Source organism: Ruegeria sp. SCP10 (genome assembly GCF_040329495.1).
Taxonomy (GTDB): Bacteria; Pseudomonadota; Alphaproteobacteria; order Rhodobacterales; family Rhodobacteraceae; genus Ruegeria.
The window spans coordinates 1-215 of sequence record NZ_JBDZYF010000106.1 but is presented as its reverse complement, the minus strand read 5'-3'; the positions used below and the strand labels follow the sequence as shown (position 1 = coordinate 215).

Genomic DNA, 215 nt, shown 5'->3' with positions numbered 1-215 from the left:
ACTTCCCTTGGGACAACCCGGTGCTGGATGACGATGCCCTGCAACTGGATGCCGCACCAGCAGCGGACTTCCAACAGACTGCAGAGGAAACCATGACCGGTGCTCCGGCAGTTCCAGACCCCGCGACTGACGCTGAGGCCGGGATAGATTCGGAGGATTCGTACAGCTGGCTTGACGACGTGAACATGCAGACCTCCGGCGCGCCTGAGATGGCA

At 61.4% G+C, this 215-nt stretch carries 1 protein-coding gene; it reads left to right on the top strand.

What is annotated here, in order from left to right; genetic code table 11:
• Positions 1–215: hypothetical protein (locus ABLN87_RS22480; RefSeq protein ID WP_353014344.1), on the top strand; the 215-nt coding region annotated here is incomplete at both ends.